The 24,804-nt window shown below is 68.7% G+C and carries 30 protein-coding genes and 1 pseudogene; 30 read left to right on the top strand and 1 reads right to left on the bottom strand.

What is annotated here, in order from left to right; genetic code table 11:
* Nucleotides 1-309 precede the first annotated feature (309 nt).
* From OC490_RS15690 to OC490_RS15550, 29 genes are all read left to right on the top strand, one after another.
* Nucleotides 310-1,899 (top strand): terminase, encoded by a 1,590-nt coding sequence (locus tag OC490_RS15690; protein ID WP_262058528.1) that lies wholly within the window; start codon nt 310-312, stop codon nt 1,897-1,899.
* Nucleotides 1,893-2,132, top strand: coding sequence for a hypothetical protein (locus OC490_RS15685; protein ID WP_262058527.1), 240 nt, complete (start codon nt 1,893-1,895; stop codon nt 2,130-2,132). Before OC490_RS15690 ends, OC490_RS15685 begins: the two co-directional genes overlap by 7 nt.
* A complete protein-coding gene (locus tag OC490_RS15680) occupies nt 2,129-3,463 on the top strand; it encodes a phage portal protein (protein ID WP_262058526.1) in 1,335 nt (444 codons plus the stop codon). Before OC490_RS15685 ends, OC490_RS15680 begins: the two co-directional genes overlap by 4 nt.
* Nucleotides 3,463-4,707 carry an HK97 family phage prohead protease gene (locus OC490_RS15675; protein ID WP_262058525.1) on the top strand — a complete coding sequence of 415 codons (1,245 nt, stop codon included), beginning with the start codon at nt 3,463-3,465 and terminating at the stop codon, nt 4,705-4,707. Before OC490_RS15680 ends, OC490_RS15675 begins: the two co-directional genes overlap by 1 nt.
* A gap of 67 nt (nt 4,708-4,774) precedes the next feature.
* Entirely contained in the window at nt 4,775-6,019 is a 1,245-nt protein-coding gene (locus OC490_RS15670; protein WP_262058524.1) for a phage major capsid protein, read from the top strand.
* Nucleotides 6,020-6,086: 67 nt separating this feature from the next.
* The gene (locus OC490_RS15665) at nt 6,087-6,491 is read left to right on the top strand and encodes a hypothetical protein (protein WP_262058523.1); all 405 of its coding nucleotides are present in this window, start codon (nt 6,087-6,089) and stop codon (nt 6,489-6,491) included.
* The gene (locus OC490_RS15660) at nt 6,491-7,174 is read left to right on the top strand and encodes a hypothetical protein (protein ID WP_262058522.1); all 684 of its coding nucleotides are present in this window, start codon (nt 6,491-6,493) and stop codon (nt 7,172-7,174) included. The genes OC490_RS15665 and OC490_RS15660 overlap by 1 nt, the downstream gene beginning before the upstream one ends.
* A 12-nt stretch (nt 7,175-7,186) precedes the next feature.
* Nucleotides 7,187-8,002: a hypothetical protein gene (locus OC490_RS15655; RefSeq protein WP_262058521.1), complete on the top strand. Its 816-nt coding sequence runs from the start codon at nt 7,187-7,189 to the stop codon at nt 8,000-8,002.
* Nucleotides 8,002-8,469, top strand: a complete 468-nt coding sequence (locus tag OC490_RS15650) for a hypothetical protein (RefSeq protein WP_262058520.1) — start codon at nt 8,002-8,004, stop codon at nt 8,467-8,469. The genes OC490_RS15655 and OC490_RS15650 overlap by 1 nt, the downstream gene beginning before the upstream one ends.
* A 14-nt stretch (nt 8,470-8,483) precedes the next feature.
* Complete coding sequence (locus OC490_RS15645) at nt 8,484-8,687, top strand: hypothetical protein (RefSeq protein WP_262058519.1); 204 nt, start codon at nt 8,484-8,486, stop codon at nt 8,685-8,687.
* A gap of 3 nt (nt 8,688-8,690) precedes the next feature.
* Complete coding sequence (locus tag OC490_RS15640; RefSeq protein ID WP_262058518.1) at nt 8,691-9,677, top strand: phage tail tube protein; 987 nt, start codon at nt 8,691-8,693, stop codon at nt 9,675-9,677.
* Nucleotides 9,678-9,684: 7 nt separating this feature from the next.
* Nucleotides 9,685-10,200: a hypothetical protein gene (locus OC490_RS15635; RefSeq protein ID WP_262058517.1), complete on the top strand. Its 516-nt coding sequence runs from the start codon at nt 9,685-9,687 to the stop codon at nt 10,198-10,200.
* Nucleotides 10,201-10,211: 11 nt separating this feature from the next.
* On the top strand, nt 10,212-10,799 hold the full coding sequence (locus OC490_RS15630) for a hypothetical protein (RefSeq protein ID WP_262058516.1): 588 nt from the start codon (nt 10,212-10,214) through the stop codon (nt 10,797-10,799).
* Nucleotides 10,800-10,864: 65 nt separating this feature from the next.
* Complete coding sequence (locus OC490_RS15625; RefSeq protein WP_262058515.1) at nt 10,865-14,521, top strand: hypothetical protein; 3,657 nt, start codon at nt 10,865-10,867, stop codon at nt 14,519-14,521.
* Between the two features lie 4 nt (nt 14,522-14,525).
* Complete coding sequence (locus OC490_RS15620) at nt 14,526-16,979, top strand: LamG domain-containing protein (RefSeq protein ID WP_262058514.1); 2,454 nt, start codon at nt 14,526-14,528, stop codon at nt 16,977-16,979.
* Between the two features lie 11 nt (nt 16,980-16,990).
* Entirely contained in the window at nt 16,991-17,455 is a 465-nt protein-coding gene (locus OC490_RS15615; RefSeq protein ID WP_262058513.1) for a hypothetical protein, read from the top strand.
* Entirely contained in the window at nt 17,452-17,949 is a 498-nt protein-coding gene (locus OC490_RS15610) for a hypothetical protein (protein WP_262058512.1), read from the top strand. The genes OC490_RS15615 and OC490_RS15610 overlap by 4 nt, the downstream gene beginning before the upstream one ends.
* Nucleotides 17,950-17,959: 10 nt before the next feature.
* Nucleotides 17,960-18,202, top strand: coding sequence for a hypothetical protein (locus tag OC490_RS15605; protein ID WP_262058511.1), 243 nt, complete (start codon nt 17,960-17,962; stop codon nt 18,200-18,202).
* 157 nt (nt 18,203-18,359) lie between these two features.
* Complete coding sequence (locus tag OC490_RS15600) at nt 18,360-18,599, top strand: hypothetical protein (protein WP_262058510.1); 240 nt, start codon at nt 18,360-18,362, stop codon at nt 18,597-18,599.
* The gene (locus tag OC490_RS15595) at nt 18,599-19,456 is read left to right on the top strand and encodes a peptidoglycan-binding protein (protein ID WP_262058509.1); all 858 of its coding nucleotides are present in this window, start codon (nt 18,599-18,601) and stop codon (nt 19,454-19,456) included. The genes OC490_RS15600 and OC490_RS15595 overlap by 1 nt, the downstream gene beginning before the upstream one ends.
* 21 nt (nt 19,457-19,477) lie before the next feature.
* On the top strand, nt 19,478-19,783 hold the full coding sequence (locus tag OC490_RS15590) for a hypothetical protein (RefSeq protein ID WP_262058508.1): 306 nt from the start codon (nt 19,478-19,480) through the stop codon (nt 19,781-19,783).
* Nucleotides 19,783-20,271, top strand: coding sequence for a hypothetical protein (locus OC490_RS15585; protein WP_262058507.1), 489 nt, complete (start codon nt 19,783-19,785; stop codon nt 20,269-20,271). Before OC490_RS15590 ends, OC490_RS15585 begins: the two co-directional genes overlap by 1 nt.
* A complete protein-coding gene (locus tag OC490_RS15580) occupies nt 20,271-20,624 on the top strand; it encodes a hypothetical protein (protein WP_262058506.1) in 354 nt (117 codons plus the stop codon). The genes OC490_RS15585 and OC490_RS15580 overlap by 1 nt, the downstream gene beginning before the upstream one ends.
* Nucleotides 20,625-20,740: 116 nt before the next feature.
* Nucleotides 20,741-20,935: a DUF397 domain-containing protein gene (locus OC490_RS15575; RefSeq protein ID WP_262058505.1), complete on the top strand. Its 195-nt coding sequence runs from the start codon at nt 20,741-20,743 to the stop codon at nt 20,933-20,935.
* A 159-nt stretch (nt 20,936-21,094) separates the two neighbouring features.
* Nucleotides 21,095-21,343, top strand: a complete 249-nt coding sequence (locus tag OC490_RS15570) for a hypothetical protein (RefSeq protein ID WP_262058504.1) — start codon at nt 21,095-21,097, stop codon at nt 21,341-21,343.
* The gene (locus OC490_RS15565) at nt 21,340-21,834 is read left to right on the top strand and encodes a DUF6879 family protein (RefSeq protein ID WP_410098626.1); all 495 of its coding nucleotides are present in this window, start codon (nt 21,340-21,342) and stop codon (nt 21,832-21,834) included. The genes OC490_RS15570 and OC490_RS15565 overlap by 4 nt, the downstream gene beginning before the upstream one ends.
* Nucleotides 21,835-21,841: 7 nt before the next feature.
* Nucleotides 21,842-22,693, top strand: a complete 852-nt coding sequence (locus OC490_RS15560; protein ID WP_262058503.1) for a helix-turn-helix domain-containing protein — start codon at nt 21,842-21,844, stop codon at nt 22,691-22,693.
* Nucleotides 22,694-22,870: 177 nt separating this feature from the next.
* On the top strand, nt 22,871-23,215 hold the full coding sequence (locus tag OC490_RS15555) for a hypothetical protein (RefSeq protein ID WP_262058502.1): 345 nt from the start codon (nt 22,871-22,873) through the stop codon (nt 23,213-23,215).
* Nucleotides 23,216-23,235: 20 nt separating this feature from the next.
* Nucleotides 23,236-23,634 (top strand): hypothetical protein, encoded by a 399-nt coding sequence (locus OC490_RS15550; RefSeq protein ID WP_262058501.1) that lies wholly within the window; start codon nt 23,236-23,238, stop codon nt 23,632-23,634.
* An 88-nt stretch (nt 23,635-23,722) separates the two neighbouring features.
* Here OC490_RS15550 and OC490_RS15545 read toward each other — a convergent pair whose 3' ends face one another.
* Nucleotides 23,723-23,908 (bottom strand): helix-turn-helix domain-containing protein, encoded by a 186-nt coding sequence (locus OC490_RS15545; protein ID WP_262058643.1) that lies wholly within the window; start codon nt 23,906-23,908, stop codon nt 23,723-23,725.
* Nucleotides 23,909-24,489: 581 nt separating this feature from the next.
* Between OC490_RS15545 and OC490_RS15540 the strand changes: the two are divergent.
* Nucleotides 24,490-24,618, top strand: a pseudogene (locus tag OC490_RS15540) (3-hydroxyacyl-CoA dehydrogenase family protein); the annotation flags it as partial.
* Nucleotides 24,619-24,804 lie beyond the last annotated feature (186 nt).

Genomic DNA, 24,804 nt, shown 5'->3' with positions numbered 1-24,804 from the left:
CGTCACACTCCGTGACGATCACCTGTTGTCACGCTCCGTGATGGCGTGTCGGATCGGAGGCGATCATGGACGAGCCCGGAGCGAAGCGAGTCCCCGCGGACGAAGTCGCCAAAGCGACCCGCGCAGAACTCGATGACCTCGGCGTATCTCCCGATTCGAACGCCTCTGCCGCCGCCGCGATGCGCCTGGCGAAGATCATGGACTCGTCGGTGGACCCCAAGGAGATCGCGGCAGTCGCCCGTGAGCTACGCCAGGCCATGCACGTAGTGCGAGCGCTGGCGCCTCCGAGGGACAGGGGGGACATCGTCGATGAGCTCGCTTCTCGCCGCCCCCGCCACAGCGCGTAGCAGGCCCGACCCGATCGGCTGCCAGAGCCCGCGGATCATCTCCACCCCGCACTACCGGCGCGTCGAGACCGGCCGCTGGAGCGGCATCGAGGACCGGGCCGCGCTCGACTTCCGCTCCCCTGCTGGTCAGGAGGCCATCGAGCTGGCTGCGGACGCCGGGCTGAAGCTGGACTCGTGGCAGCAGCTCGGCCTGCACCACAGCCTCGCCGAGGATGACGAGGGCCGGTGGACCTCCTTCGAGGTCGTCCAGAACGTGACCAGGCAGAACGGCAAGGGCGGATACCTCGAAGCCCGGCAGGTCGCCGGCGTGATGCTGTTCGGCGACAAGCTGGTCATCCACACCGCGCACGAGTTCAAGACCGCGCGCGAGTCCTTCCGCCGACTGGACGAGCTGATCAGCGGCTCGTACGCCCTCAGCCGCCGTGTGAAGCGCGTCATCCGTGCGCACGGCGAGGAGGGCTTCGAGTTCCACAACGGCGCCCGGATCCTGTTCCTGGCGCGTACGGGCAGCTCAGGGCGTGGCTTCTCCGGCGACCTGGTCGTGATGGACGAGGCAATGTCGCTGCGGTCCGCGCCGATCGGCGCGCTGCTGCCGATCATGTCCGCGCGTAGGAACCCGCAGCTCGTCTATACCTGCTCGGCCGGCATCGGCCAGGACAGCGAGCAGCTGGGTCTGCTGCGAGCCCGGGCGCTGGCGGACAGGCCGGAGCCGGACGAGTCGCTGACGTACCTGGAGTGGTCCGCCGAGCTGCACACGCGGGAGTGCCCGCGGGACGAGGACGGGCGGATTGTGTGTGCCGAGCACGATCACCGTGAGGACGTACGGACGTGGCAGCGGGTGAACCCGGCGCTGGGGATCCGGATCCGGGTGCAGGCCGTACGGCGCGAACTGGCGACCATGCGGCCTGACTTGTTCGACCGTGAGCGGCTGGGTGTGGGCGAGTACCCGGCGCAGGCCGAGGAAACGTGGCAGGTCATCGCCGAGGACGCATGGCGAGCGCTGCGCGTGCGCCAGTCCGGTCTGGCCGATCCGGTGGGTTTCGCCATCGACACGAACCCCGAGCGGTCCTGGTCGGCCATCAGCGTCGCCGGCGGAACGACCGATGACGGACGGCACGTCGAGGTGGTGGACCACCGGCCCGGTACGGACTGGGTGATCGAGCGCGCGGCCGATCTCGACGAGAAGTGGTCACCATGCGTGTGGGTGATCGACGAGGGCGGACCCGCTGGATCTATGGCTCCGCTGCTGCGGAAGAAGCTCGCCGAGCGCGGCCGTGACCACTTGGTCGTGGCACCGAAGGTTCGTGAACTCACGCAGGCCACCGGGCAGTTCTACGACCGCGTACAGGACCGGAGCCTGCAGCACCTGGACCAGGCGCCCATGGCGACCGCGTTGAGCGGCGCGACGAAGCGCGATGTCGGCGATGCGTGGCTGTGGTCACGGCGGGGCGACGGTATCGACGTGTGTCCGCTGGTGGCCGGGACGTACGCGCTGTGGGGCTGGGAGCAGTACCACGACGTGGAGCCGGAAGGGGCGCCGAACCTGTGGTGAAGAAGGAGCCGGCCGAGCCGGAGGCCCGTACGAGCGCCGGTGACCTGTTGGTCCTGGAGGTGGTGTTCGTTCTCGTCGGGGTCGCCGGGCTGGCGCTGTGGAGTGTTCCCGCCGCGCTGGTCGTGGCTGGCGTGCTGGGGGTGCTGGCGTGCGAGCGGGCGATGTCGCGGGCGGACAGGCGTGCCGCAGGGGCGGGGCGCGGGCGGGAAGCGACGGGAGGTGAGCGGACGTGAGCGGGCTTTTCGGGCTGTTCGACGGGCGGACTGAGCGGGGGTTGGAGAGCCCTGCACAGCCGCTCACCTCCGCCGCGCTGAGCGAGTTCCTCGGCGGGGTGCCGTCGGATGCCGGGGTGCCGGTGTCGGAGACGACGGCATTGCGGACCCCAGCGGTATGGCGGGCGGTCAACGTGATCGCAGGTGTGTCGTCCGCGTTGCCACTGCCGACCTACAAGGTCGGCACGAAGGAACGGCAGACCTCCGACTTGCTGGCCAACCCGCACCCCGACCTGACGCCGGTGGAGCTGTGGCGTTTCGTCTACACGTACCGAGTGTTGTGGGGCAACGGCTACGCTCAGAAGATTCGCGACGGCGCCCGACAGATCCGCGAGCTGTGGCCGATCTCCTCGGACCGCGTGCAGGTGGACCGGGAGAGGCCGTCTGACGAGAACCCGTCGGGGAAGTGGTTCTGGGTTACGGACGACTGGGGCGTGGTCCACCGGCTGACTCCGTACGACGTCTTGCACATCCCGGGCCTGGGTTACGACGGTCTCACCGGCTGCTCGCCGGTGCGGATGGCGTCGCAGGGCATCGGCCTGGCGCAGGCCGCCGAGAAGTCCGCTGCCCGGCTGTTCGGCTCCGGGAACCTCGTAGGTGGCGTGCTGCAGACGGAGCAACGCCTCGACCAGGACCAGGCCGCGCGGCTCAAGGAGCGCTGGAAGTCGAAGCTGTCCGGCGTGCACAACAGCCACGAGATCGCCGTGCTGGACAGCGGGGCATCGTTCCAGCCGGTCGCGATGCCCAACGTGGACGCCCAGTTCCTCGAGTCGAGGGAGTTCGAGAACGCCGAGATCGCGAGGATCTTCGGCGTTCCGCTGTTCCTGCTCATGGAGACCAGCAAGTCCACGAGTTGGGGCACGGGGCTGGAGCAGCAGGCGCAGGGCTGGGTGACGTTCGACCTCAACCCGACGTGGCTGACGCCGACCGAGCAGCGCGTGACGAAGGAGCTCTTGCCGCCGGAGCAGTACGCGAAGTACCAGATGGGCGGGCTGCTGCGCGGCGACAGTCAGGCGCGGGCGACTTTCTACCGGGCGATGCGGGATGTGGGCGCGTTCTCGGCGAACGACATCCTCGATCTTGAGGACAAGCCGCCGTTGGAGGGGCCCGAGGGCGACTTGCGTCTGCAGCCGCTGTACATGGCCCCGCTCGGCAGCAACCCCCTTGCCCCGGACGGCGATCAGTCATCGTCGTCGGCTGCGGCGGGGTCGAACAGGGCGCGGGCGGTCGCGCTGATGCTGGAGGCGCAGCGACTGCTGGCGGCCCCTGACGAGACAGAGGAAGGCTTGTGATGAGGACTCTGACGAGGACGACGACCGAGGAGCGCCGCCGCCTGCCTCTGTCGACGGCGGACGTGATGATCCGGGCCGTCGAGGGCGATACCGCGGATGAGCGGTTCCGCGGGTACGCCGCGAAGTTCAACTCCCGTACGGCGATCGGGAATCCGCTGCGGTGGGGGTTCTACGAGGAGATCGCCCCGGGTGCTTTCACCAAGACCCTGCAGGAGGGCGACGCCCGTTTCCTGGTCGACCACGACTCGTACTACGTGGTCTCCCGGGTCACGGCCGGCACGCTGGCCTTGGCGGAGGACGCGGTCGGCCTGCCGGTCGACTCGGCACTGGACACGGCCCTGTCGTACGTCAACGACCTGAAGGCCAACGTCCGCAACGGCAACATCACCGGGATGTCGTTCGGGTTCTATGTCCTCAAGGACCAGTGGTCGGTCGAGACGATCGACACGTCCGAGGGGCCGGTTGAGGTCGAGGTTCGGCGGATCCTGGAGGTCCGCCTCATCGAGGTCAGCGCGGTCACTTTCCCTGCGTACGAGGACACCGAGGCGGAGCTCGCCTCCGTCGCCTCCGCGCTCGTCAGCCGCGGGGACCAGGCTGCGATCGAGAAGCGCGCCGCGTTCCGTCCGGAGCTGCGGGACCTGCTGCAGCTGGTCGGCGGCAACCAGGGCGACCAGGCTGCGGGCGACGTCGCGCCGGCGGAGCGGGCGGCGGCGGTCGCCGAGGAGCGGGGCGCTTTGGCGGTCCACTCCACCGACACGTCGGATTCGTCCTGGGACGGGCCGGCCAACTCCAGCGACCTGCCGGGCAGTGAGTCGGCGCTGCGGCAGGCGCACGCCTGGGTGGACCCCGACGGTGACGCTGACGCGAAGGCCTCGTACCGGCTCATCCACCACTTCGTCGATCCCGACGGGAACGTGGGCGCGGCGTCAACGGCCGCGTGCACCACGGCGATCGGCGTCCTCAACGGAGCCCGCGGCGGGACGACGATCCCCGAGGAAGACCGCGCAGCTGTCTACAAGCACCTGGCCCGGCACCTGAAGGACGCCGGGATCAAGGCACCAGAACTCAAGCAGGTCGAGGGCGAGCCGGGTGAGTCCACTCGCGAGACCAGCACAACGGAGAACGCAGTCGCGGACGCGGACGGCGCCGAGCCGGCAGAGACCACTCGGACCCGACTGGACGCGCGCGAACTCCGCATGAGGGGGCTGGCAGCACGCTACGGCCTGCCGCTCACCTCCTCGTAGTCCCCACTCACCCCGAGGCCCTGGCCGTTCCTGGCCCGGGCCTCTCGCATGCCTGGGAAGGACAGACATGCCCGCACAGCTCGACAGGCTGATCGAAGAGCAGAACAAGACGTGGCAGCGGATGCAGGACATCCAGACCCTCGCCGAGACCGAGAGCCGCGAGTGGACGGCCGAGGAGCGCACCAACTGGGACGCGGCCGAGGCGCGGCTGACCGAGGTGTCCGGCGACATCGAGCGCCTCAACAAGATGGCCGCGCTCGACAAGATCGACCGGTCCAAGGTCGTCACCACGACCGGTGAGCCCGCGGACCGGCGCGGCGGAGACAGCGAGGAGCAGGCGAAGCGGTACGCCGACGCGTTCTCCACCTACCTGCGCGGAGGCATGGACCGCCTCACCTCCGAGCAGCGCAACATGATGATGGACCAGCAGGTCGACCTGCGGGCCATGGGCGGCAACACCGACGTCGGCGGCGGATTCACCGTCCCGGACGAGTTCCGCAACATCATGACCGAGACGATGAAGGCTTTCGGCGGTGTCTTCGGTCTGGCCGACGTCATCACGACGTCGACCGGCGCGGACCTGAACTGGCCCACCAACGACGACACCTCCAACGAGGGCGAGATCCTCGGCGAGAACACCGCCGCGGGCGAGCTGGACATCCAGGTCGGCGGCAAGAAGCTGAAGGCCTACACGTTCAGCTCGAAGCAGGTCCGGCTGTCCCTGCAGCTCCTGCAGGACTCGGCGTTCGGCCTTGAGGCGTGGGTGCCGAAGAAGCTCGGCGAGCGCATCGGCCGCCGAGCCGCGCGGGCCTGGACCACCGGCACCGGTGTGGACCAGCCCGAGGGCATCACCACCAACGCGATCGTCGGCAAGACCGGCGCGGGCGGCCAGGTCACGTCGATCATCTACGACGACCTGGTCGACATCGAGCACTCCGTCGACGTGGCCTACCGCGCCGGCGCGCAGTACCTGATGCACGACCTGATGCTCAAGGTCATCCGGAAGCTGAAGGACACCCAGCAGCGTCCGCTGTGGCAGCCGATCCCCGCCCCGGGCTTCCCGGCCACCATCAACGGGTTCACGTACAACATCGACAACTCGATGCCCGTCCCGGCGGCCAGCGCCAAGTCCATCGCGTTCGGCGACTTCAAGGCCGGCTACCTGATCCGTCAGGTCCTCGACGTCCAGACGCTCCGCCTGGTCGAGCGGTACGCCGAGTACCTGCAGGTCGCGTTCCTCGGCTTCTCCCGCATGGACGGCATGATCAACGACTCGTCGGCGATCCGCCTGTACCAGCACCCCGCCAGCTGACCAACTCCGCTCACGGGCCCAGGACTTCGCGCCTGGGCCCGTCCGCGTTCACAGAGAGGAGCGCGTCGTGAGGGACGCGTACGCAAACGTCACCGTCCGGGAGACCCTGGCGATCGTCGCCCGCACCGCTTCGGCGAACGGCACCGGCGTGGACCGGGTCGCCGCCGGGGTGATGTTCCAGGACGCCGCGATCATCGTCCACACCGGGACGATCACCGACGGCACGCACGCCATCGACGTGCAGGAGTCCGACGACAACACCACGTTCACGTCGGTGGCAGCCGCTGAGCTGCAGGGCACGGAGCCGAGCATCGGTGCGGCCGACGACAACAAGATGTACGTCGTCGGCTACAAGGGCACGAAGCGGTACCTGCGCGCCGCGGTGACCGCGTCCGGCACCACGTCGGGCGGGATCTACGGGGCGTCGGTGCTGCTGGCCAACCCGCGTAACGCGCCGGTGGTGCAGCCCTGATGAGGCGCATCCGCGTACTGGAGGCGATCGCCGGGGCCGACTTCTCGTGGGCTCCCGGCGACGTCGTCGAGGTGAGCGAGGAAGCCGCCACGTCGTGGGCGGACGGGCACCGCGCCGTCCTCGTCGACGGCGGCCAGGAGCAGGACGGCGTTCAGCAGCCGTCGACGGTGCACCACCAGGTGCCCGTGGTGTTCGGCGAGGACGGCGCGCCGCTCCAGGTCCTCGCCTCGACCGTCGAGGAAACCGGGCCGCCGGATGCTGCCGAGGACAACGGCCAGAAGTGGGTGCGCTGGTCGGTCACCATCCGGCTGCCCGTCCCGGCTGCCCCGGACGACGAGCAGCCCCCAAGGCCTGAGGATCCTGCGGACCTTGAGAACGAGGACCCCGACCAGGAGGCCGAGGCGCCGGCGCCCCCGACCCCGTTCGATCCGCGCGAGCACACCAACAGGGAAGTGCTCGCCTACCTCGACACCGTCGGAGAACAGGAAGCGCTGCGCGTGCTCGACATCGAGGCGGACCAGGACACCCCGCGGGCCGGCATCTGCAAGAACCGCGACCAGGTCCTCGCCGATGCGCGGGCACGCGACGCCGCGACCGGCGGCAGCCAGGCCGGAGCGGAGAAGGCCGCGGACTACTCGCGGGGCGGAGGCGGGGAGCCCTCGCCCGAGACCCGCGCCTGGTAGAGGAGGTGTGCGGTGCCGTACGACCTCGGCGCGACTGCGCGCCTGACCGCCGAGTGCCGGGACCCGGGCGGCGCCCTCACCACCGCGGCGACCGCCGTAGTGACCGTGACGCTGCCCGACGGCACCCTCGCCACCCCCACGCCAGAGGAGACCGCGACCGTCGGCCTGTACCAGGCCGACTACGTCACGGACGCTCCCGGACGGCACACGGTGCGCTGGCTGTTCACCACCCCGGCGCACGCCTACACGGATTCGTTCGACGTCCGTGACGAGGCGCCTCCCACGGTCCTGTCCCTGACCGACGCCAAGAGCCTGCTCAAGAAGGAGGGGTCGGCCGACGATCCGCTGGTGCGGTTCTGGCTGGAGGCCACCACCCGGGCCGTCGAGTACTTCGTCGGACCGGTCGTCGTCCGCACGGTGACCGAGGACCAGCAGGTCAGCCTCGCCCAGGCGATCACCCTGCGCAAGGTCCCGGCGATCGCCCTGCAGTCCGTCACTTCTCTGCGGAACGGCGGCTCCGGGTACGACACCGCCGCCCTCCATCTGGACCCGGTCACCGGCCTGGTGACCCGGAGAGACGGAGGCCTGCTCCGGGGCCCGTTGCAGTTCGTCTACAGCGCCGGCCGCCCAGTCATCACCGGCAACATCCTCGGCGCCGCTCAACTGATCCTGCAGCACCTGTGGCGCACCCTGTCCGGTCCCGGCCGGCCGCAGCGCGGGGGCGACGACTTCGACGTCACCGAGCCCATCCCGGGCCTTGGCTACGCAATTCCCAACCGGGCGAAGCAGCTGCTCTCTCCGGACGACGACGGACCAGGAATCGCCTGATGCCCACGACTTCAGCCCTGCCCGGCGCGATCACTCAGCTCCTGGTCATCCTGCGGGAGCCCGCCATCGACAAGGTCGACGTCATCGACGGGCCACCCGTCAACGACGTTCAGACGCAGGACTTCATCGCCGTCGGCTGGGTGCCCGACGGCGACCAGGCCGCCGAGCTCCAGCAGAGCTTCAACTCGGCCGGCGCACGGACCAAGGACGAAACCTTCGCGATCAGCGGCTGGATCGACTGCTGGTCCGGCGACACTGACTTCCCCGCCGTACGGGCCCGGGTGTTCGAGCTGCTCGGCGAGATCGAGCAACGCATCCGCGCAACAGGCCTGCACCCCGAGGCGCCGACCCTCAACGGCTCGGTGCTGTGGGCGGACCTCTCGGCCGGCGTGCTGCGCCAGTCCCACACCGATCAGGGCGCACGGGCCGCCCTGGGCTTCACGGTGACCTGCCACGCCCGGATCTGAGGAGGAGGACCCCCATGGCGCGTGTGCGCTTCCTGGGGCACGAGCCGGTGACCGTGCCCGAGCTGGGCCGGACCGTCGAGCCCGACGAAGTCGTCGAGGTCCCCGATGACCGCTACGAGGGCTACGTCTGCCAGCCCTCGAACTGGGAGCCGGTCGAGGAGCCCAAGACGGCAACCTCGAAGAAGCCCGCGGCCAAGACGCCGCAGAAGGAGAGCTGAGTCATGGCCATCGGATCGGGCCTCGGCGCCCAGATCGGGATCATCGCCGAGAGCAGCTACGGCACCTTCGCCGCTCCGACCAAGTTCATCGAATTCACCAAGGAGTCGCTGGTCCTCAAGAAGACGACGGCTCAGTCGGCCGGCATCGCGGCCGGCCGACTCCTCCCTCTGTCCTCCCGCCGCGTCCTGACGCGCAAGGAGGTCCAGGGCTCCTTGGAGATGGAGATCGCCAACAAGGGTATGGGGCTCATCCTCCAGACCCTGATGGGTACTTCGGTCACTCCCGTGCAGCAGGCCGCGACGACCGCCTACCTGCAGACCCACACCCTGGCCAGCGTCGCAGGCAAGTCCTTGGTCATCCAGAAGGGCGTGCCGCTCACCAGCGGGACCGTCACCGACAAGACGCTGCTCGGCTGCAAGATCACGTCGGGCGAGTTCTCGTGCGGTGTCGGCGAGATGCTCAACGGCAGCTTCGAGATCGACGGCAAGGACTGCGACGAGACGCAGACGCTCGCCGTGGCCAGCTACTCGAACATGTCTCCGTTCCACTTCGGGCAGATGGCGCTGAAGATCGGCACTTTCGGCGCGGAGGCGGCGCTGGACGGGATCCGGAAGGTGTCGTGCAAGATCGAGCGCCCGCAGGACGTCGAGCGGTTCTACGCGAACCAGTCGGCGTTGAAGAAGGAGCCGATCGAGAACGACCAGGTCAAGATCACCGGCACGTTGGAGTCGGACTACACCGGGACCACCCTGGACGACCTGCACACCAGCGACGGCGCGACCAGCCTGGTGTGGGAGTTCATCGGCCCGATCATCGCGTCGACCTACACGGAAACGTTCCGGATCACCCTGCCCGCGATCAAGCTGGACGAGGGGCCGCCGACGGTCGACGGGTTCGGTGTCGTGAAGCCGACGTTCAACTTCACCGGTCTGTACGACGGCACCAACCTCCCCAAGATCGAATACATGTCGACCGACGTCACCCTGTGAGACCGCCATGGTGCGCGACATCCGTATCACCGGTACCGGCCAGCTGATCGAGCTGGCGGCGCGGCTGCGCCGGGCCGGTCACGAGAACATCCGCCAGTCCTTCACGCGCCGCATCCGCCGTGCGGCCGAGCCGCTGCGCGCGGACCTGCAAGACGCCGTACGGAAGCAGTCCCTTCAGTCCACGGGGCGTGGCGCTGGCAAGCGCAGCGGCCCCTCTCCGACCACCCGGCCGTTCCGCGAGAACATCGCCCAGGCCATCCGGATCAGCGTCCGGACCACGGGCAGCCCTGGCGCCAAGGTCTGGCTGGACAAGGCGCTTCTCCCACCGGACATTCCGGTCGGCGCGGTGAACCAGATGAACGACACCGGTCGCCTGCGCCACCCGGTGTTCGGCAACAAGAAGCGCTGGTCCACGCAGTCCGCCGACCGCGGCTTCTGGGACAACACCGTGCGCGCACACACCGACCGCATCACCAACGAAGTCGCGCGCGTGACAGATGACGTGCGCCGACGCCTCGAATAGGAGCACCCCCGTTGATCGTCATCTACACGCCCAAGGGCGGCGAGCCCGAGCAGTACGACGCCAACAGCCTGAAGGTGTCGGAGGCGTCGATCGTGCAGCGCACCGTCGAAATGAAGTGGCAGGAGATCCTCACTGGCCTGGAGCGGGACGACCTGGAGGCGATGCGCGGCATCGTCTGGGTCATCAAGAAGCGCTCGCAGCTGGCGCTGCGCTGGGGCGACTTCGACCCCGGCGTGCTGGAGATGACCTCCCGCATGGACGACGACGAGATCGAGCGGTGGATCACCAACGCGGTCGCGAGCGCCGACCCCGAACTGGAATGGGAGACCATCCAGACCATCATCGGCAGCCGGATCGATGAGGTCGCCGCCAACCCGGAGCGGGCCCGCGCGGTACTCGCGGCGCAGGCCCCGGACCCAAAAGCCGAGCCCCCCGAGCCGGACAGCGAGAGCGCGCCGGCGGCAGTGACGGCGGAGGGTTCGAGCCCGAGCCCGACATCGTTCGAGCCCGAGACAGCTACCTCGCGCTCTTCGCCCACCTCCTCCACATCCCGCCGCGCGCGGTCGACGACCTCCTCGTCAGCGACTTCTACAACCTGACGGCCTGGATCGACCGACACCAGGCGGCGCAGCAGACACAATCCGGGGGGTAGCCGATGCCGTCCATGACCTTTGTCCTCAACGGCCGGGACGCGCTCACCCGGGTCCTGGACCGGGCGGGCGACGCGAGCGACCGGCTCGGCCGCCGCCTGATGACGGCCTCCATCAACGGGGACGCGGCGGTACGGCGCTTCACCGACAATGCCAGCCGGAACCTGGCTGGTCTGCAGCGGGACAGCGACGCCGGCGGCAAGGCCCTTGAGGAACTCGGCAAGGTCACCAAGCTCCTCGCCCCGGCCGCGATCCCGGCCGCCGCCTCGCTCGCGCCCATCGCCGCCGGGGCGGGCACGGTTGCCGTTGCCACGCTGGCGATGACGGCGGCGATCATCCCGCAGATCGGTGCGCTCTCCGATGCGGCCGAGGCGGAGAAGAAGTACCAGGACGCGGTCGCGAAGAACGGCCCCCGGTCGCAGGAAGCGATCGCTGCCCAGACCGCGTATGTCCAGTCGGTCAGCAAGCTCCCGCCGGAGACGCGCGAGGCCGCGGCGGCGCTCGGTGTCCTGAAGAACACCTATCAGCAGTGGTCGGACAGCCTGGCCGGTGACACGATGCCGACGGTCACCAAGGGCTTCGAGATCCTCAACAGCCTGCTGCCCAAGACCGAGGGTTTGGTCAAGGCGACGTCGGTCGAGGCCGACCGGTTCGTGACCATCATCGGCGGGGAGATGGCCTCACCTGGCCTCGACCGGCTGGACAGCAGGTTCACGTCGTTCGCGCAGAAGACTCTGCACAAGGTCAACGACGAACTCGTGCACCTGCTCAACGCGGGTCAGGGGACCGACGTCGGCGGCCCCGCCCGCAAGTTCATGGACTGGGCCAAGGCTCAGGGCCCGGCGGTCGCGAGTGTCCTGATGAGCGTGGCGAACGCGCTGATCCACGTCCTCGACGGGGCCAGCGGCGTCGGTGTCGGCCTGCTCCAGGTGGTTGAGGTGGCCGCCCGGCTGGTCGGCGCCGTACCGCCCAGCGTGATCGCGACGTTCCTGCAGCTCGCGCTCGCGCTGAAGGTCACGAAGGCGGCGGCGCTCGGCCTGGCCGCCGGGCGTAACGCTCTGGCCCTGTTCGGCGGTCAGCTGGTCGCGATGCGCACGGCTGCCGCCGCGACGCCCGGGAGCCTGGCCGCGGCGCGCGCCGCCATCATGGCCCTGTCCACCACGGCGAAGGTGGCGATCGCCGGGACGGGAATCGGCCTGCTGCTCATCGGGCTGTCGCAGCTGTCGGAGAACTCGCGGGAGGCGCCGCCGGACGTAGACAAGCTGACCAACTCGCTGCGTCAGCTGGGCTCGACCGGAGCCGTGACCGGCGAGGCAGCGCGCGCGTTCGGCAAGGACCTGGACGGCCTCCACGGCAAGGTCGCCGCGCTGACCGACCCGTCGACGACGGACAAGGTGCAGCAGTTCCTGGTGGGCTGGACCGGCTGGGACTCCACCCCGGTCAAGGACGCCAAGGCCAACATCGACGCGATCGACAAGAGCCTCGCGAGCCTGGTGTCCAACGGGCAGTCGGACCTGGCGGCAGCCGCGGCCAAGCGGCTCACCGCCGAGTACGGCAAGGGCGGCCGGGACACCTCCGAGTTCACGAGCAAGCTGAACGACTACAAGTCAGCGCTCGCCGACTCGAAGTTCGAACAGGACCTCACGGCTGCGTCGATGGGCCTGTTCGGCGCGCAGGCCCAGAGTGTGCAGGCCAAGCTCAACGCGCAGAAGCAGAGCGCCGACGGGCTGCGCCAGAGCATCCAGGCGCTCAACGATGTGCAGCGCAAGGGCCTCGACGGCATGGTCGGGTTCGAGGCGAGCATCGACGCCGCGACGAAGGCAGCGCGCGACAACGCCGGCGCGCTGTCGATGTCGCACGGGCAGCTCGACCTCAACAGCGAGAAGGCCCGCAACGCGGCCACCGCCCTGAGCGACCTGGCCTCGAAGACGGACAGCGCGGCGGCGGAGGCCCGGGAGTCCGGCGCCTCCTGGAGCGCGGTCAACGACATCTACGAGCGCGGCCGGACGGCGCTTCTCCGCTCAGCCGAGGCCATGGGCCTGACGGAGACCCAGGCCAAGCATCTCGCGGACCAGATCCTGCGGACGCCGGACAAGACTGCCCAGCTGAAGGGCAACATCGAGGACCTGGAATCCAAGGTCACCGCGGCGAAGAGGAAACTCTCGTCGGTGCCGTCCTCGAAGAAGGCGGCCGTCAAGGGCGACATCTCCAACCTGCTCTACGAGGTCTCGCGCGCCCAGGCGAAGCTTCGCGCCATCGACGGAACGACGGCCGTCACCTACATCCTCATGAAGACGAAGACCTCGAACGCGGGGAGCGTCTTCCACGAGGGCGGCAACTACGCCACCGGCGGCCCCATCGGGTTCCCCGGCGGCGGCCCGATCAGCGGCCCGGGTACGGGCACCTCGGACAGCATCCCGATCATGGCCTCGAACGGCGAGTACATGATCAACGCTCGTTCGACCGCCAAGTACGGGCCCCTTCTGGACGCGATCAACGCCGGCACCCTCGGCACGGGACACGGCATGTCGGGCGCGGGCGCGGCCGTTGCCCAGGGCCTCGCCTCCGGCATGTCCGCTGCCACCGGCGACGTTGACGCCGCGGCCCGGACGATGGCGGCGGCGGTCGTCACCGGCATCAGCGACGAGCTTGAGATCCGCTCGCCGTCGAAGAAGACGAAGGCGCTCGCCGCGGATGTCGGCCGGGGCTTCGTTATCGGGCTGACCGGCACCCAGGCCAAGATCAAGTCGGTGTCCGCCGACCTGGTCAAGGACATCAGGACGGCCTTCTCCGGGAAGAAGGAGTCCGGCCTGGTCCGGATGGTGGACCAGGACACCAAGAAGCTGCTCAGCATGGCGGCCAAGCGGGACAAGGTCGCCGCGACGATCGCCACGGCGAAGGCCTACGCGTCCGACGTCACCAAGAACGCGCGGGAAGGCGCGGGCCTGTCCAACCTCGGGCTGGAGCCGGAGCAGGTCTCCGCCGGGAGCATCAAGGCGGGGCTCGCGGGCAAGCTCGCGCAGGTCAAGCAGTTCACGAAGTACATCGACATCCTCGCGAAGAAGGGCCTGAGCAAGGGTCTGCTGCGGCAGATCCTCGACATGGGCCCGGACGCGGGCTACGCCTACGCGAGCGCCCTCGTCGGCGCGGACAAGAGCACGTTCAAGTCCATCAACTCCCTTCAGTCCCAGCTCGACACGAGCACGACGACGCTGGGGAAGCTGGGCGCGGACAAGCTGTACGACAGCGGCAAGAACGCCTCGAAGGGCTTCCTGGCTGGGCTCCTCTCCCAGGAGGGGGACCTGGAGAAGGCCATGCAGAAGCTGGCGCTGAGCATGCAGAAGAGCCTCAAGAAGGCTCTCGGCATCAAGTCGCCCGCGACCAAGATGATCCCGGACGGCATCAACACCGCGAAGGGCGTGGCGGTCGGTGTTCTTGCAGGCTTGCCGCACGTCGACCGTGCCATGGACACCATGGCCGGCCGGATGGTCGGCCGCCCGGCGGTGGCCGGACGTCCCGCTGTCGCGGGTGGGGGCGGCGGCCAGTTCTTCAACGTCCAGGTCGATATCCACGACGCCATGGACCCCGTCGCTGTCGCCCGTGAATTCCAGCGGATTCTCGTGCAGTTCGGCCGGGTCCAGGGCACAACCGTCTCGCTGAAGGTGGGGTGATCGTGTGGCTCTGCTGGTCGAGATGGGATGGGGCGGGCTGATCCAGTACCCCGACACCATCACGTGGACGGACATCAGCACCCGCGTCGACATCCTCAAGTCGGGGGTGGCCGTCACCCGGGGCGCCTCCGACGAACTCTCGGAGACGCAGCCCGGGACCGCGACGCTGCGGATCGACAACAGCGACGGCGCCTTCACCCCGGGCAACGCGTCCTCGTCCTACTACCCGTTCGTGCGGCGCAACGCCCCGATCCGGATCAGCGTGGCCGTGATGCCTACGCTGACCGGGTCGGCGCCGTACCCGCTCGCGATGCTGGGCGACGACTTCGACGACGGCCGCATCAACACGACGCTGTGGTCGGCCAATTTCGGTACGGTCTCCGAGGTCGGCGGCAGAGCCCGTATCAACGCTGCGGCGGGAGTGACCAGCGCGTTTGTGTCGGCCCGCCAGTGGCGCCTGTCGTCGTCGAACACTGCGGTCAAGCTGGTGACGGTTCCCGCCGGCGGCACCAACGCCCGTACCTCGATCATGGCCAACTCGGTCACGAGCGGCACACGGATCGGGTTCGAGTACAACGCCACCACCGGGTTGCTGTCCTGCAAGAGCGACGTTGGGTTCGCCGACGGCGCGGCGGTCGCGCTGACCTATGCCCCTATCGATCACGCGTGGCTGCGGATCCGCGAAACGTCCGGCACCGTGTACTGGGAGACCGCACCGGACGGCTACGACTGGACAGTGCGCCGCACCCTGGCCACACCGGCCTGGGTCGGCACCGACCAGGTCACCGTGCAGCTCTCCGCCACCCGCGACGCGGGCACCACCGACTTCGCCGAGTACGACCTGATCGGCGCCGAGGTCCGCCCGCGGTTCTACGGCACGGTCAACGAGTTCCCCATCGCATGGGAGGGACTCGCCTCCTACGCCACGATCTCGTGCACGGACCTGTTCAAACGCCTCAACCGCCTGCCCACCCTGCGGAGCATGCTCGCCGAGGAGATCCTCAGCGAGGACCTCACCGGCGTCACCGACTTCATCGGCGCCTACTACCCGCTCACCGAACCGAGCGGCTCGGCCGCGGCCGGCGACCTGTCCGGCACCGGCTGCGGCGCGCTGGCCGTCACCCAGGTCGGGGCCGGCGGCACGCTCGACTTCGGCGCGGACGGCCTGGCTGAGACCGGCGACACCTCGCTCACCCTCACCCCGTCCACCGCCACCGCCGGCAAGTACCTGACCGGCGACCTCGGCTCCGCCTTCGCCGCGAACACCAACTCGTGGGCGTTCAACATCGAGTTCTGGATCAAGACCACCACCGTGGGCCGGGCCATCCTCGGCCTGTACGAGCCGAGCCTTGACCATCAGCTCGTCCTCGCCCTGAGTGCCTCCGGCGAGCTGACGGTGGAGGACACCGACAGTGGCGGCTCCCTCGTCGTGCACAACTCCGGGACCGTCCTGACCGACGGGAACTGGCATCACGTCGTCTACGACACCTACGGCACCGCCCAGGTCTTCATCGACGGCGCGCCGGGCCCGGTCATCTTCACGTTCACCCCGCAGTACGCGCTGCGGAATCTGCACGTCGGCGGATACCGCAGCGGCCGGCTGTTCAACGGACAGATCGCCCACCTCGCGATCACCTTCGCAGGCGGTGACGTGGGCACCCAGCTGATGACCCACTACTCCGCGGGCACCGCCGGATACTCGGGCGAGACCGCAGACGTGCGGATGCAGCGCCTGGCCCGGTACGCGGGCATGCCGTCCGTCACCGTCTTCGGCACCATCCATGACCCGATCGCCTCCCAGGGGCCCGCCGGATCGACGGTCGTCGCCCGCATGCGGGAGGTCGAATCCACCGAGTCCGGCAAGTTGTACGCCGAGCGCGACTATTTCGGGCTCGCCTACCAGTCCCGGTCCGTGCGCTACAACCCGAGCCCGGCCAGCGACGTTTTCACCATCGCCTACGCCGACCTGGAGACCGGGCAGGTCGGCCTGGCCGACGACGACCAGAAGCTGGTCAACGACGTCGAAGGATCGAGGCCGGGCGGCGCCACCCAACGGGTCACCGCCCCCTCCTCGGTCCTCGCGTTCGGCTCTTATCCGAAGCAGCTGAACATCCTCAAGACGTCCGACAACAGCGTGCTGGACGCCTCCTACTGGCTGGTGTCCCGCTACGCCAACCCCAGCCCCGAGCTGCGCGAAGTCCCGATCGAGGCGTACACGATGTCGAACTACCTCGACATCCTCGACGCCGAGATCAGCGACTGCTTCTCCGTCACCGCGCTGCCCTCGCAGTCCCCGGCCTCGACACTGCGCGTCACCGTCGAGGGCTACACGGAGACGATCAAAGAGAAGTCGCACGTCATCCAGTTCCACACGTCGGCCGCGCTCACCGACAGCGTGTGGGTCCTCAACGACACCACCTACTCGGTCCTCGACTCCACGACCCGCCTCGCCTACTGAAAGGGGACGCCGTGGCCATCGCCGTCGTGCGCGCCGAGACCTTCTACACGCCGCCGCCTCCCGAGCCCGCGGACGCCTGGGCACTTCTGCCCGCCGCGCTGCTGGTGTGGCGCTGGTACGAGACCCGCATGGGGCGCCGGGTCAGCCCGCCCGAGGACGACGTCGAGGACGTGTACTTCGCGCGCATCAACCAGAACCGGTGGATCGCCGACTGCACCAGCTGCGGATCGGCGGCCGTCGTCTCCCCGACCGACCCTCGCTACGCCTGCACCGAATGCCAGTGGGGCTGGTGCGCGCTGATCTTCCCGTCCGACGTCGCCGCGGTCGAGGCCGGACTCGTGGGGCTCAAGCCCGGGCTGCGGAACTGGTGGAACGAGGACGACCCGAACAATCCCGACCGGCTCACCGCGGTCCTCGACGCCATCCACATCCCCGAGGGCGACGTCGAGGACGACTACGAGGGGGAGGGCTCGTGACGTTCGCCCCGCGTACCTGGGTCGTCGGCGAGGTCGTCTCAGCGGCGCTGATGAACCAGGAGCTGCGCGATCAATTCAATTCCTTCTTCGGGGCCTGGTCGTCGTACACCCCGACGTGGACGGCGTCGACCACCAACCCGGTGCTGGGCAACGGGACGATCGTCGGCCGGTACATCAAGGTCGGCCGGATGGTGTTCGGCCACATCAACCTGATCATGGGGTCGACCACCACCTACGGCAGCGGCAGCTACAACTGGACACTGCCTGTCGCCTCCGCCAACGCGGGCGCGAACTTCATCGGGACCTGCCAGTTCCTCGGTACCGACCGGTGGCCCGGCACCGCCGTCCTCGCCGGGAACGCCACCACCGTCAGCGCGTTCTTCAACATCACCAACGCCAACACCCGCGTCGACTTCATGAACGCGACCCGGCCCGAGACCATCGCCTCCGGTCACCAGGTCCGCATCACCTTCTTCTACGAAGCCGCATCCTGAGGAGCTGTTCATGGAGTTCACCACGCCTGTCCCCATCGGCACGGACACCAGCCCGCTGTACCAGGTCACCGTCAACGACAACGGTCAGGACGGCGGCTCCACCAGCCAGCTCATGGTCTCCGGGTTTCCCTCCGCCCTCGACCTCACCGCCGCCGACGCCGCGGTCCGCGCCCTGGCGGAGTCGTTCACGCAGGCCACCGGTTCACGCATCGTCGGCATGAGTCGCATCACGGTCGCCAACACCGACCTGTAGTCGCGCCCCCACACCGCCCGCCCCGAGCCAGATGGCCGGGGCTTTTCTCATGCCTGGAGGCCCGATGGCCGGACAGGACTGCCGCTGCTCGGTCTGCGGATGCTGCCGTCACGACCACCGCGGCTGGAACCACCCCTGGACACCGAAGGAGAACCCTGTGCCTCAGCAACAGCCGTCCATCGGACGGATCGTTCATGTCCCCGTCGATCCGGCGACCAGCAACGGGGCTGTCATTGCCCCGGCCGTCATCACCCGCGTCTGGTCCGAGACCACAGTCAACGTCCGCGTGCTGCACGACGGAGAGTCCATCACCTGGCGGACCTCCGTCGTCTACCGAGAGAACCTCGACGGTGTCGAGGGCACGCCTGCGGTGTGGACCTGGCCGGAGCGTGTCTGATGCCTGAGCTGTGGATGCCGGGCGCGACCCGGCTGGACATAGGCGACCACGCCGCGACCGACGGCGGACCCGCGAAGGCCATCCCGCACATCACCTGGGACGAGAACGGCACCGCCGCCCGCCCGCTCCCGCTCGTCCCGTACGAGACCCTCGTCGCCTACTTCGGGAAGAACGCGTTCGGCCGCACGGTCGCCCCGCACATCCTGTGGGACCCGTTCACCGGTCGGTACACGCAGTTCGTCCCGGCGACCTCCCGCAGTAAGAGCCTGGCCGACAAGGCTGGCGGGACCCGCACGAACCGCGCGGGCAGCGTAGTGCTCCAGATCGAGGCCTTGTTCTTCCCGTACTGCGAGGTCGGCGGGAAGGTCTACGCGAAGCTGAAAGACACCCCGTGCAAGGGGTGGGCCGAGCTGCACGCGTGGGTGAAGTCCTGGGGTGTGGCGGATGCGTGGCCGAATGGCCGCCCGGAGAACTGCATCCGCAACGAGAAGACGTGGGAGACCAAGAGCGGCTGGTACCCGCACAAGGCCGTCCCCGAGAACGACCACAGCGACCCGCTGTCGTGGCCTGAGTTCCCGACGGCCCCGGCGCAACCCCCGACGAAGCCGACGTACGAGCCGTTCCCCGGCGAGGCCTGGTTCAAGAAGGCACCCCGGTCAGCGATCGTCACGGCAATGGGGAAGCGGCTCGTCGCCGAAGGCTGCTCCGCCTACACCGACGGTCCGGGCCCTCAGTGGACGGCGGCCGACAAGGCGTCGTACGCGAAGTGGCAGCGGAAGCTCGGCTACACGGGCACCGCCGCCGACGGCTGGCCCGGCGCCACCTCCTGGGCCGCTCTCAAGGTCCCCAACGTCTGACCTCCCGAAAGGAACCCCGCCATGCAGGTCCACCTCGACAGAGCCTACGCACTCGCCCTCGTCGCGAACTTCTTCCTGCCCGTCCTCGTCGGCCTGGTCACCACCCGGGTCACCTCAGCCGGGCTCAAGGCCGTACTCCTCCTCGCGCTCTCGGCGGCGAGCGGCTTCGTCGTCGAACTCGCCAACGCAGGCCCCGGCTACAGCGTCACCACCGGCGTGATCCTGACTGTGGTCGCGTTCGTCCAGGGCGTCGCAGCGCACTTCGGCTTCTGGAAGCCGGTCGGCGTCGCAACCAAGGCGCAAGACGCCTTCGCCAAGGCAGCCTGATGCTTGGCCCGGCCCAGCGAGTGTCCCGGCGCCTGGGCCCGCTCGGCGCCGGGCTCCTCATCGTTGGCCTCCTCTGGATCAACTGGGGCATCGGCCTCGCGCTCGACCCGAGATACGGCACCGTCCGGGGAGCCGCGGCACTGACCGCGGTCGCCGACGTCTGTGTGTGGGGCTGGGCCTGGATCGGTGCCGGACTGCTTTCCACTCTGGCGGCGTTCCTGCCGAATCGGTGGACGTGGGTCGGCTTGGTCCCGGCCGCCGGGATCCCCGCGATCTGGGCAGCGGCCTACGTCATCGCGCGCCTACTCGGCGAGTTCCCGCAGGGCTTCAACAGCGGCTTCACCTGGCTCGGCTACCCGGTCCTGCTCGGACTGCTCGCAGCGGCGACCCGGCACCTACGCGCTGAGCGCCGACAACGGCGCGCGCTGGACGAGGAGGTGGAGCACCTGCGGCTCACAGCCGCGAACACCGCGAGAGGGGGAGCTTGATGGGCGGGGACATGACGCTGTACGGGCTGATCGCGATCGTCGCCGGGTCGGTGACCTCGGTCGCGATCGCCCTGATCAACCGGGACCGCCCCGACGAGGACCCGCCGGCACTCGGCCTGGCGATCGTGGAGGATCTCGCCGATCCGGATCTGACGACCGTTGAGGGCATCGCCCGCATGGTGGTGCGGCAGGGTCGGCGCATCCGCCAGTTGGAGCTTGCGCAGGCCGACGACCGAGCGCGGATCGGTGCGATGTCCCGATACATGCATGTACTGAAGACGACGATTCGCACGCTGGGCGGATCAGTACCCGAGCCGGACCCGCGCGACGCCCACCTCATCGACCAGCGTTGAACGATTTCGGCCCTCACTGCCTTCGGGCGGTGGGGGCCGTTTCGTCATGCCCAGGGGCAGGCCCGGTCTTCTACGCTGCGAGTCGGGAACACCATCGGCGAAGTGAGGGGCGCGTTGTGCAGGGACCCCAAGACGAGCCATTGGACTGGAAGACGTCTACGTACACCGACACGGGATCGTGCGTCGAGTGGGCACGTCCCGCCGCTGGCATCCTGGTCCGCGACACCAAGTGCCGCGAGCGCGCCCACGTGGCGATCGCAGGCCCCGCGTGGACGGGCTTCGTCGGCTGGGCAAAGACCGCCACGGTCTGAACGGCCAAAGGCCACCTGCCAGTTGTCGTGACTTGGCGGGTGGCCTTTCGTCATTTCCGGCCGAAGTCACTTGGCGTGACGCCGTCTTGACGAGTCGTCGCTGATCGGACGACGGTGTGATGCACCAACGTGCAACACACCGACACGACGGAGATCGCCATGCAGCTAGAGTTTCTGGGCATCATCCCGAACACGCCGCACGTGGACTCGCCGACGATCTGGCTCGACAAGGAGACAGGCGACCTACTCATCCAGTCCTACAAGGCCACGGAGGACGAAGTGGCGGCCTGCCAGGAGATCGGCTCGATCCCTGGGCACTCCACCGACGTCCCCGACCACGAGACGATCATCCGCCTGCCGAAGGTGATGCGGCAGTTCATCCCCCGCGACGACGAAGGCGACCGGTGACCTTTACTGAACGACTCCGGGCCGCACAGCGGACGGCCTTCCACCTGGAGATGCGCGACAGCTACACCCCGAACGACCCGACGTATCTGAGCTGGAGGCGTGGCGAGCACCTCGACATGGCCGAGTTCTACCGGCCGTGGACGGAACTGGTACAGGAGGCCGTCGGGCGCGGTGTCGTCATGCGCCGGGCCCGCATCGTGTCCGAGCCGGTCACGGACTACATCCGGTTCGAGCACGCCACGACTCCGCAGAACCTCGCGGCCGGAGAAGCGGTGCGGTGGCTGCCGCGTCGGCGGGCCTCGGACATCGCGCTGCCAGGCAACGACTTCTGGATCCTGGACGGCAAGGTCGTGCGCTTCGGGCACTTCTCCGGCGACGGAGACGTCCTCGGCGACGAGTGGACCCAGGACCCTGCCGTTGCTCGACTGTGCTCGTCCGCATTCGAGGCCGTATGGGAGCGCGCCATCCCGCACGAGGACTACAAGGTCTGACCGAGCGATGCCCGCGCCACCGTCTTCCAGCGCCCAAGCCGCACGCCAGGCCCTCGCCGCCCGGCTGCGAGACCTACGCCTGGACGCGGAATTGACGGTGCGCGGGCTCGCATCGAGCACGAGTTGGAGCCACTCGAAAGTCTCCCGAATCGAGAACGGGCGGACGGCGCCGGCGCCTGAGGATGTGCGCGCGTGGGCGCGCGCGTGCGCGGTCGAGGACCAGGCCGAGGAACTCGTCGCCGCGCTGCGGGCCGTCGAGGGAATGTGGATCGAGTGGAGCCGGATGGAACGGTCCGGACTCAAGGCCGCTCAAGAATCCGTCCGTTCCCTGTACGAGCGCACGCGCGCGCACCGCGTGTATGACTCCTGGCTGATCCCTGGTCTGCTGCAGACCGTGGGCTACACCACAGCGATCCTCCACGCGACCCGCCGGCGGCGACGGCTGATCGACGATGTGGACGCTGCGGTCGCCGAGCGCATGGATCGTCAGCACGTCCTCTACGAGGGGCGCCGCATCTTCGCGTTCGTGCTGGAGGAGGCCGTGCTGCGGAACGGTATCGGCGGTCGGGAAGTGATGCGGGAGCAGCTGCGCCACCTGCTCACCGTGGGATTCCTGCCGAACGTCAGCTTGGGCATCGTGCCGATGCAGCCGGACCGTTCGGCGATGCGCCCCGTGGAGGACTTCTGGATCTTCGATAGCGCTCAGGTCGCCGTCGAGCTGGTCTCCGGATACCTCACCATCACCCAGCCGCGCGAGCTGGCCATGTACGTGGACGTGTTCCAGGAACTCGCTCACCTCGCGGTACACGGCGACAAGGCCCGGTCCCTCATCCACGACGCCATCGCCGCACTGGGATGAATTCGTGCACCAACGTGCACCAAAGTAGAGCCCGGAGTCGCACTCTCCGTACGGTCCGTAACAGACCCGGACGGACGGAGGTGCACGGACATGGCTATGCCCAAGAGCATTGCCCGGCTGCATGAAGCTGGGGACGCGTGGCTCGCCGGATGCTCCCCGCATCCGACCGTCGTCCGTATGACGTGGGAGAAGGAAGAACTCGCCCCGATAGCCACCGGCACACGCTGGCTCGCAGCCGAGACACGCCTCCTCCCCGCGATGCGCGCCCTCAATCGGAAGTGCCACGGCCCTGTCCTCTGCGACACAGAGACAGACGCTGCCTGGTGGCTCATGCCCGCCACCGCCGCTGACGCCTTGTCGGGGATTCAAGAAGTCCGCGTCCGGCGCGCTGGATGGACGCTGCGCTGCCCGCCGACCGGCTGGCAGTTGGAGGGCCGCTTCTGGATGAACCGCCCTGACGGCTCGGGACTCCTGACCGACCCCGCGGCGCTCGTTGCCGCACTCGGCCATGCCGGAAAATGACTCTCTGCGGAGGTATCAGGATGACGATCACCGAGGGGACCGCAGCAGTCGAGGACGAAGTCCCGACGCTCGGCCAGCTGCTCGTGCAGTCCGCGAGGGCCGGTCGGGACAGGATCGCCGCGCAGGCCCTCGCGGACGAGGGGACGATCCTCGCCCAGTCGGCCGTCCGCGCCGTGCTCGTCGCCGAGGAGGACGGCGCGCCGATATGCAGGTGGGAAGGGCTGATGGGGCGTCTCTACGGCCTCGGCCTGGACGACCACCAGAGGGCGTTCCTCGGCCTCGTTCTGTCGATCGTGGGCATCGGGCACATCACGTTGGCTGTCGTCCCGGATCTCGACGAGCGGCGGATGCTGATCGTGCAGCGGACGATTCTGCGGCTAGCGGGCAACGACCGGGTCGCGATCGGCCCCCGCCTGTGAGACCCCCGGGGCCGGCAGCCCCCTAAGCTCCGCCGGTCTCGGGCTGAACGGCCGTCTGTGACGGAGCGGGGTAGGGCGGGTGGCCGCTCTACTTCACCAGTTCCGTGAGAGGGACGCCCATCGCGTCGGCGATGCGGATCAAGGTGTCGAGGAGAGGCGATGCGTGGCCTCCCTCGATCCGGCTGTACGTGGCGACGTCGATCCCAGCCCGTCCGCACACGTCAGGTTGCGTCATGTTGTGGGCCTCGCGCACGCGACGGATCTGCTCCCCCACCTGGCGGCGGCGGGCGAGGACCCGAGCGTCGGGCGGAGTAGGACGAGACACCCGTCAACGCTCGCCACCTCATGATCAGCAAGGAATAGGGTCGACCCTAATTTGTGTGATCTTGCTTGAGGCTGGGCATCCTGATGATCGCCCCACTCCTGCAACAGCGGCGCCTTCGCGACCCACAGCCCTGCGGCTCTGGCATATGCCGCAGGGCTAAGGCTAGTGTGGGGTATTCGAACGTGTGTTCACTCGAATGGGTGAGTGACACATCTATATCGAATCAGTTAGACATGACGTCAGCTGCCGCTCGACTGCGGCATAACCCAGAACGCCCGTCGACGAAGCCGTTGGGAAGCGCGCCTCATCGACGGGAGGGCAGTCCCTCTTGCGCCGCCAGTCAGCGCAAGGGGGACTTGTCGTTTGCCCACTTCAGGGGCCGTTTCGCGAGGGGGCCCTGAGGGAGGTTTCGTCGCCCCAGGGGGGTTCCAGGGGGTTCCGTAGCGGGCTAACACGGAACATGAAGGAATAACGCGACACAAGCATGTTGCCTGGTCAGCACCACCCGGAGACTCAACGCCGCAGATCACTCCACCCACAGCTCGATGTACGAGGAGTACAAGGAGCCGCTCTACGCCGCTCCCCCGCTGCTCCAGCGCATGGTCGACGCGGGCCGCCTCGGCCGTAAGTCCGGCTCGGGGTTCTACACCTACGGCTGAGCACCCGCCTCGCGGCAACTCACCGTCACATTACGGCCGTTACGGGCCCGGCGCTCATCGGAGTGCCGGGCCCGCGGCATTCACACACCGTGTGCGCGCCGGGCCCGCATATGCCGCTCGCACACTCTCCCCTGGCGTCCACCAGGCGAGTTGACTCTTCATGCGCATGCAAGGGATGTTCCGACT

The organism is Streptomyces sp. STR69 (assembly GCF_024519455.1).
GTDB lineage: Bacteria > Actinomycetota > Actinomycetes > Streptomycetales > Streptomycetaceae > Streptomyces.
The sequence above is the reverse complement of the archived record's forward strand: the minus strand, read 5'-3'. Positions and strand labels throughout refer to the sequence as shown.

Coding starts and splice junctions, on each gene's coding strand:
- OC490_RS15690 (WP_262058528.1), top strand. CDS start 310: ATGAGCTCGCTTCTCGCCGCCCCCGCCACAGCGCGTAGCAGGCCCGAC.
- OC490_RS15675 (WP_262058525.1), top strand. CDS start 3,463: ATGAGGACTCTGACGAGGACGACGACCGAGGAGCGCCGCCGCCTGCCT.
- OC490_RS15670 (WP_262058524.1), top strand. CDS start 4,775: ATGCCCGCACAGCTCGACAGGCTGATCGAAGAGCAGAACAAGACGTGG.
- OC490_RS15660 (WP_262058522.1), top strand. CDS start 6,491: ATGAGGCGCATCCGCGTACTGGAGGCGATCGCCGGGGCCGACTTCTCG.
- OC490_RS15650 (WP_262058520.1), top strand. CDS start 8,002: ATGCCCACGACTTCAGCCCTGCCCGGCGCGATCACTCAGCTCCTGGTC.
- OC490_RS15645 (WP_262058519.1), top strand. CDS start 8,484: ATGGCGCGTGTGCGCTTCCTGGGGCACGAGCCGGTGACCGTGCCCGAG.
- OC490_RS15640 (WP_262058518.1), top strand. CDS start 8,691: ATGGCCATCGGATCGGGCCTCGGCGCCCAGATCGGGATCATCGCCGAG.
- OC490_RS15635 (WP_262058517.1), top strand. CDS start 9,685: ATGGTGCGCGACATCCGTATCACCGGTACCGGCCAGCTGATCGAGCTG.
- OC490_RS15625 (WP_262058515.1), top strand. CDS start 10,865: ATGACCTTTGTCCTCAACGGCCGGGACGCGCTCACCCGGGTCCTGGAC.
- OC490_RS15605 (WP_262058511.1), top strand. CDS start 17,960: ATGGAGTTCACCACGCCTGTCCCCATCGGCACGGACACCAGCCCGCTG.
- OC490_RS15595 (WP_262058509.1), top strand. CDS start 18,599: ATGCCTGAGCTGTGGATGCCGGGCGCGACCCGGCTGGACATAGGCGAC.
- OC490_RS15590 (WP_262058508.1), top strand. CDS start 19,478: ATGCAGGTCCACCTCGACAGAGCCTACGCACTCGCCCTCGTCGCGAAC.
- OC490_RS15585 (WP_262058507.1), top strand. CDS start 19,783: ATGCTTGGCCCGGCCCAGCGAGTGTCCCGGCGCCTGGGCCCGCTCGGC.
- OC490_RS15580 (WP_262058506.1), top strand. CDS start 20,271: ATGGGCGGGGACATGACGCTGTACGGGCTGATCGCGATCGTCGCCGGG.
- OC490_RS15570 (WP_262058504.1), top strand. CDS start 21,095: ATGCAGCTAGAGTTTCTGGGCATCATCCCGAACACGCCGCACGTGGAC.
- OC490_RS15560 (WP_262058503.1), top strand. CDS start 21,842: ATGCCCGCGCCACCGTCTTCCAGCGCCCAAGCCGCACGCCAGGCCCTC.
- OC490_RS15555 (WP_262058502.1), top strand. CDS start 22,871: ATGACGTGGGAGAAGGAAGAACTCGCCCCGATAGCCACCGGCACACGC.
- OC490_RS15550 (WP_262058501.1), top strand. CDS start 23,236: ATGACGATCACCGAGGGGACCGCAGCAGTCGAGGACGAAGTCCCGACG.